Source organism: Mesorhizobium sp. M4A.F.Ca.ET.090.04.2.1, from assembly GCF_003999085.1.
Taxonomy (GTDB): domain Bacteria; phylum Pseudomonadota; class Alphaproteobacteria; order Rhizobiales; family Rhizobiaceae; genus Mesorhizobium.
Genome location: NZ_RZOT01000336.1, coordinates 1 through 6,667, shown reverse-complemented (window position 1 = coordinate 6,667; position 6,667 = coordinate 1). Strand labels below are relative to the sequence as shown.

The 6,667-nt window shown below is 65.0% G+C and carries 6 protein-coding genes and 2 pseudogenes; 5 read left to right on the top strand and 3 right to left on the bottom strand.

Annotated features, from left to right (window positions below):
- Positions 1–350 (top strand): annotated as a pseudogene (locus EN781_RS21820) (metal ABC transporter permease); the annotation flags it as partial.
- Positions 351–579: 229 nt separating this feature from the next.
- Positions 580–921, top strand: a complete 342-nt coding sequence (locus tag EN781_RS21815; protein WP_126055674.1) for an antibiotic biosynthesis monooxygenase — start codon at positions 580–582, stop codon at positions 919–921.
- On the opposite strand, the gene EN781_RS21810 is transcribed toward EN781_RS21815, so the two are convergent.
- Positions 900–1,793 (bottom strand): SMP-30/gluconolactonase/LRE family protein, encoded by an 894-nt coding sequence (locus EN781_RS21810; RefSeq protein ID WP_126055673.1) that lies wholly within the window; start codon positions 1,791–1,793, stop codon positions 900–902. The genes EN781_RS21815 and EN781_RS21810 overlap by 22 nt on opposite strands.
- 187 nt (positions 1,794–1,980) lie before the next feature.
- Here EN781_RS21810 and EN781_RS21805 point away from each other — a divergent pair, with 187 nt between their 5' ends.
- Positions 1,981–2,679: a phosphatidylserine decarboxylase gene (locus EN781_RS21805; protein ID WP_126055672.1), complete on the top strand. Its 699-nt coding sequence runs from the start codon at positions 1,981–1,983 to the stop codon at positions 2,677–2,679.
- Positions 2,680–2,682: 3 nt separating this feature from the next.
- The gene (locus tag EN781_RS21800) at positions 2,683–3,501 is read left to right on the top strand and encodes a phosphatidylcholine/phosphatidylserine synthase (RefSeq protein WP_126055671.1); all 819 of its coding nucleotides are present in this window, start codon (positions 2,683–2,685) and stop codon (positions 3,499–3,501) included.
- 4 nt (positions 3,502–3,505) lie between these two features.
- On the opposite strand, the gene EN781_RS21795 is transcribed toward EN781_RS21800, so the two are convergent.
- Both EN781_RS21795 and EN781_RS21790 read right to left on the bottom strand, forming a co-directional pair.
- Positions 3,506–5,728: an AMP-binding protein gene (locus tag EN781_RS21795; protein ID WP_126055670.1), complete on the bottom strand. Its 2,223-nt coding sequence runs from the start codon at positions 5,726–5,728 to the stop codon at positions 3,506–3,508.
- Positions 5,729–6,036: 308 nt separating this feature from the next.
- On the bottom strand, positions 6,037–6,444 hold the full coding sequence (locus EN781_RS21790) for a 4-oxalocrotonate tautomerase family protein (protein WP_126055669.1): 408 nt from the start codon (positions 6,442–6,444) through the stop codon (positions 6,037–6,039).
- A 114-nt stretch (positions 6,445–6,558) separates the two neighbouring features.
- Here EN781_RS21790 and EN781_RS35435 point away from each other — a divergent pair.
- Positions 6,559–6,667, top strand: a pseudogene (locus EN781_RS35435) (LysR family transcriptional regulator); the annotation flags it as partial.

Below are 6,667 nucleotides of genomic sequence, written 5' to 3'. Positions count from 1 at the left end.
TTTTGAAGGCCCCGCCGATCCTGATGCTCGACGAGGCGACCTCGGCGCTGGACACCCAGACCGAGCAGGAGATCCAGGCAGCCCTCGACCTGGTCAGCAAGGGCCGCACCACCATCGTCATTGCCCACCGCCTGTCGACGGTGATCTCGGCCGACGAGATCATCGTGCTCAAGGACGGCCAGATCGCCGAACGCGGCACTCATGCCGCGCTCCTGCGCAAGGATGGCCTCTACGCCTCGATGTGGGACCGCCAGCGCGAGGCGACCGAGGCCGAGGAGAGGCTGCGCGTCGCCCGCGAGAGCGACGAGCTGGGTGTCATCGTACGGAGAAGGACGTCGGAGGTCAGTTAGCGCCTCTTCCTTCTCCCCTTGTGGGAGAAGGTGTCGCCGAAGGCCACGGATGAGGGGTGCTTCCAGCACCCCTCATCCGTCTCGGCGCTGCGCGCCGATCCACCTTCTCCCACAGGAGGAGAAGGGGAAGTCGGCGCAAAATTTCCCCTTGACCTCAACCTATCTTGAGCTTGCAAACCGTCTCCGAGCCCCTGAGAAATGAGCTTTTCCCAAACGGAGACAGATCGAAATGAGCAATAAAAATCAAGGCAATGGCAGCGTGTTCCGGGTCGATAAGTTCGTCGTCCCGGTTGAAGCCCGCGAGGAGATCATCGGCAAGGTCCGGATGACCCATGAACTGCTGCGCCGGCAGGAGGGCTTCGTGCAGGATTTCCTGCTCGAGCAGTTCTCCGGGCCGGGCGAGTTCAACCTCGTCACCATCGTCGAATGGGAAAGCCAGGCAGCGGTCGACAAAGTAGTGCCGATCGTCAAGGTCGCGCACGAGCGCATCGCCTTCAATCCGCAGGAGACGATCGCCCGGCTGGGTGTCCGGGCGGATATCGCCAACTATCAGCGTCTGCCCGAACTGTAGGAGGGCCAGCCCGCGCCTGGCGCGGGTGCGGCGACGCTCAGCACCTGGCCGGTGCGGGCGTCGCTGATCATGTGCTCGAAGCCACGCCATTCGGCAGCCGTGATGTAGAGTGTCCTGCCGTCAGGCCCGCCGAGCATGCAGGCAAAGCAGCCGCGATCGGCTTCGACCCTGTCGAGCTTTATGCCGCCGTCGCGCACCCTGACGCAATGCCGGTTGGGCACGTCGGCGTACCAGATGCAGCCTTCGGCATCGATGCATATGCCATCGGGATAATCGTTGCCGAGATCTGCCCAGACACGGCGGTTGGTAAGGTTGCCATCGGCCGCGATATCGAAAGCGGTCAGTCGGTTGGCGTGGGATTCGGCGACGATCAGTGTCCGGTTGTCCAGCGTCACGGCCATGCCGTTGGCGAAGGCGATGTTCTCGGCCACCTGTCGCACCTCCCCGTCCTGCGTCACCAGGACGATGGTGCCCGGTCCGAAATGCTGGCCCGCCGCCGGCGCCGGCCCGCCGCCATTGACGTAGACGTTGCCGCGCCCGTCGACCACGATCTCGTTCCACGGGCTGTTCGACAGCGGCCTGAAATCGGCATGGGTGACGAGCGTTCCATCCGTTTCCTGCCGCAGCAACAAGCCTTCCCGGCCGGATATGACAAGCAATCGTCCATCCGGCAGCCAGTCGATCGAATAGGGCAGGGTGGCCGGTATTTTGAGCATGATTTCGCTGTTGCCTTCGGCATCGATGGCAATGATCTCGCCGGTTCCCCAATTGCAGACCCACAGCCGCCCCTCATGCCAGCGCGGCGACTCGCCGAAGGCGAGGCCCTCAGTGATGACCTTGGCGTCAATTGCAGACGATTTCGGCGATGGCATTTGGCGGGCTCCCTGGTCGAGTTGTCTAGCCAAGGACGAGCGGAAAGGTCGAGTTCCGACAGCATAGGCAAAAAATATGGCTGCGCGCCGTGCCGGCGTCGCACCCAACCTCTCCCAATGTTGCGTTGCGGGCAGGGGGGCTTTCCGCTATTGAGGCCGGACCTGAAACAGGGACCGTCCCAGCCCGATGAGCATCGTCGACACGATCAAGAATACGCTCGTTCCGATCCATCGCGAGGGCTATCCGTTCATCGCCGCTTTTGGCGCAGGCACGCTCTTCCTCGGCTATTTCTCCTCGATCCTGTTTTGGATCGGGCTGATCCTGACCGCCTGGTGCGTCTATTTCTTCCGTGATCCCGAGCGCGTCACGCCGGTCGACGACCGGCTGGTGGTGAGCCCGGCCGATGGCATCATCTCGGCGGTCGGGCCGGCCGTGCCGCCGCGCGAGCTTGGCCTCGGCTCTGGCGAGATGACCCGCATTTCCGTGTTCATGAACGTCTTTTCCTGCCATGTGAACCGCGCTCCGGTGCGCGGCCGCATCACGAAGATCGAGCATCGGCCCGGAAAATTCCTCAACGCCGAGCTCGACAAGGCAAGCTCGGAGAACGAGCGCAACGGGCTGGTCATCGACAGCCCCAACGGCACCGTCGCCGCCGTGCAGATCGCCGGCCTGGTGGCGCGGCGCATTGTCTGCTGGGCCGAAGCCGGCGGCTCGATCGCGATCGGCGAGCGTTTCGGGCTGATCCGCTTCGGCTCGCGTGTCGATGTCTTCCTGCCGCTGAATGCCGTGCCGCGCGTCGCCGTCGGCCAGACGGCGGTCGGCGGCGAGACCGTACTTGCCGAATTCGGCGGCGCGGCGGCGACGCCGCTGGTCAGGATTTCCTGAGCCGTGGGCGCGCCCTTCAAGAAATTCGAGGCGCACGCCAGCGGCGGCCCGCGCATCCGCGAGATCCCGATGCGCATGGTGCTGCCCAATCTCGTCACTGTGCTTGCCATCTGCGCCGGCCTCTCCGGCATCCGCTTCGGCTTCCAGGGCCGCTTCGAGCCGGCGGTGGTGATGGTGCTGCTCGCCGCCTTCCTCGACGGCATAGACGGCCGCCTGGCGCGCATGCTGAAGGCGACATCGAAATTCGGCGCGCAGATGGATTCGCTGGCCGATATCGTCAATTTCGGCGTCGCGCCGGCGCTGGTGCTCTATGCCTTCCTGCTCGACCGCGCCGGCTCGTTCGGCTGGATCGCGGCGCTGCTGTTCACCATCGCCTGCGGCTTGCGGCTCGCCCGCTTCAATGTGCTTGACGACGAGAAGGCCGACCGGCCGCTGTGGCAAAGCGAATATTTCGTCGGCGTGCCGGCGCCGGCGGGCGCGGTGCTGGTGATGCTGCCGCTCTATCTCTATTTCCTGCGGCTGGGACTTGAGCCGACCCGTCTCGCCGCCTTTGTCGCCACCGGCTTCACCGTGCTCGTCGCCTTCCTGCTGGTCAGCCGGCTGCCGGTCTATTCGGGCAAAAGCATCAAGGTGCCGGGCGACAAGGTGTTGCCGGTGATCCTCGCCGTGGTGCTCTACGTCCTGCTTTTGATGACCTACCCCTGGTACACGCTGACCGCTTCGGTCGCCGGCTATCTGGTCTTCCTGCCGCTTTCCGTGCGCGCCTATTCGAAACGCGCCATGCGCGAAGGCGAGAAGGTGCCGCCTTCGGATATCGGTTAAGGCGCTAGGCCGCGGCGCTCAGCCCCAGTCGGTCGATCGCCAGCCTGCGGGTCGAGACGTAGTCGGTCTTGCCCGAACCCAGCACCGGGATCTCCTCCACCTTGATGATGTCATTGGGCACCATCAGTTCGGCCGCGCCCGCCTTCTTGCCGAAGGCGCGTAGTTCCTCCGGACTGGCATCGTCGGCCGTGGTCACCAGCACGATGCGCTCGCCGCGTCTTTTGTCCGGCACCGCGACGGCGGCGTGGCGTTCTTCCGGCCACAGCGACTGCACCAGCATCTCGACCGCGCCCAGCGACACCATCTCTCCAGCGATCTTGGCGAAGCGCTTGGCGCGGCCGCGAATGGTGATGAAGCCGTCGCGGTCGACCGAGACAATGTCGCCGGTATCGTGCCAGCCATTGAGCGGCTGCAACTCGCCAGGCCGGTCGGCGGTCATGTAGCCCATCATCATGTTCGGCCCGTCGAGCCACAGCCGGCCGGCATCGTCAATGCCCTCGACGGCTTCGAGCTTCATGCGGATGGCTGGCAACAGCCGTCCGACCGTGCCGTCGCGGCCATGGATGGCGGTGTTGACGGCGACGACCGGGGCGGCCTCGGTCAGCCCAAAACCCTCGATGATTGATGCGTCGAAGCGCTCGCGATAGACGCGGCGCGTCTCCGGCTTGACCGCCTCGGCGCCGGCGACGACGAAGCGCAGGCTGGAGAAGTCGCCGTCCTTGGCGGTGCGCGCATAATTGGCGAGGAAAGTGTCGGTGCCGAACATGATCGTCGGCCCGACCTTGCGCGCGATCTCGGGGATGATCTTGTAGTGAAGCGGCGAGGGGTAGAGGAACAGTTTCACGCCGGTGACCAGCGGCAGGATGGTGCCGCCGGTCAGTCCGAAGGAGTGGAACACCGGCAGCACGTTGAGCAGGGTGTCGGCGGGCGAGATGGTAATGCGCGCCTCCGCCTGCATGGCGTTGGCGAGCAGGCTCTTGTGCGACAGCACCACCGCCTTGGGCGTGCCTTCCGAGCCCGAGGTGAACAGGATCACCGCTGGCTTTGCCGCATCCTGTGGCCGCAGCGGAAAACGCCACAGCAGCGCGGCCGCGAGCTTGTCCAGCATCGTCACGCTCTGGCGCACATCCTCCAGCCAGAGCATTTTGGCGCCCCCCGCCTCGACCGCCTCGGCGATGTCGGCGAGCCCGGCCTTCTCGATGAAGGCGCGGGAGGAGACGACGGTTCGGATGACGGCGGTGCGCACAGCGGCGGTGACGCTTGCCGACCCGGCGGTGTAGTTGATCATCGCCGCCACCCGGCCGGCCGAGATGAGGCCGACGAAGGACAGCACCACGCCGTTGGCGTTGGGCAGCAGCAGCCCGACCGCTTCGCCAGGCGCCGACACCGCCTCGAAGCGGCGGCCGAGCACGCGCGCGCCGATGAACATCTTGCGATAGCTGAGCGCGCCCGAGATGACGTCCTCGATGATCGGGTGCGAGGCGCCGACTCTGGTTGCCGCGTCGCGCATGGCGAGGAACAGGCCGCGGTCGAGATTGGTGCCGAAGAGCCTGGCTTCCGCGAAGCGGTCGAACAGCGCGTTGGTGTTAGAGGCCTGGTCAGGGTTGCGCGCCACCAGCTCGGCGATCGTCATAGGCTCCAGCACGCTTATCGCGAGGCGCGGGAACCAGTGGCGCGGCGCCCGGTCCGCCGGGGTCAGCGACACCGGCAGGTCGCGCGCGCCGGCGATGAAGATCGGTACGATGCTGGCGTCGGCCTGCATGGCAATGCGGGTGATGGCGCGGAACAGGCGAAAGGATTTGACGTCAGGCTCGACCGCATCGGGCAGATAGACGGCAAGCCGGCCCTTGCCCTTCAGCACCCTGACCAGCCGGCGACTGACGAAGACATGCTCGGCATTGAAGGCGATGGTGCGGCCAAGCTCGCGCCATGGCTCCAGCCAGGGCGAGCGCGCCGACGCATCGTCGAGGATGTGCAGCGTGTCGTCCGGCAGCAGCGATAGCATCAGCGCCGGCTCGAAGCGCGACTGATGCGAGATCACATAGATGACCGGCGCCTTGGCATTGCGGGCGACGCGGATGCGCTCGTCGGCGATCCGGTAGGCGAGCTTGAACGGCACATAGAGCAGCGCCTGCGTGAAGCGCAGGCCAAGCCGCATCGTTTCGAGTATGCCGATCAGCAACCACGCCGCGACGAGGCCTGCAAGCAGCGCCAGGGTCAGGATCATTGCCGCGCTCTCCCAACGTCCTCCACGTCGCGGCTCTTGAGCGGCCGCTTCGGAGCCAGAGGGTAGCGCAAGCGCGGGCGACGTCAATGTGGACTGAGTGCCCTCTGGCCTTCTCCCCTTGTGGGAGAAGGTGGATCGGCGCGCAGCGCCGAGACGGATGAGGGCTGCTGGAAGAAACTCGGTCGCTAGAAAATCAAACGATTTTCGGCGCTTATCTTGTCGATGCAGCGATCCGTCCAGCACCCCTCATCCGACCGAGCTTCGCTCGGCCACCTTCTCCCACAAGGGGAGAAGGAGAGGGCGCCGGGCTACGCCGCCTTCAGCCTGCCGCTGATGAAACGGAACTCCTGCGTCTTGCCGCCGTAGCCATAGGCGGCGGCCGGAACCTCGTGCACGAAGGCGTAGCTCTCCTCATGCACGCCGCCCAGCAGGCGGCCGAAGGCGGCGAAGATCGCCTGGAGATAGGCTTCGAGCTCGAGCTTGGTGTTGGTGCCGTCGACCACCTTGATGTCGAGCCAGAAAGTATTGGAATCATGCTCGGCCAGCGACTTGCCGCCGGCGAACCAGTGCTGCGGATCGATATAGCTGATGGCGACCGCGGTGATGGTCGGGTCCTTGCGCAGCTGCTTGGCGGTGATCTCGGTCACCTCCTTGGCGATAGTGGCGGACAAAGCGGCGTCGGGCTTGCCGGTGACGCTGACATTGATGATCGGCATTTTCTTTCTCCTCGTTGTGAGCGGCGCTTCCTCGCCGTTGGAAGAAACCATGTCACGATCATTGAATCAAAAAAATCGAATTGTTTCGAAGAAAAGATTCGATATCATCGAATTATGCAAGTGCTCGACCCAGACCTCCTCAGGACCTTCCTTGCTTTCGTCGATGGCGGTTCCCTGGCGAATGCGGCTTCCGTCGTCGGCCGCTCGCCGTCGGCGGTGACGG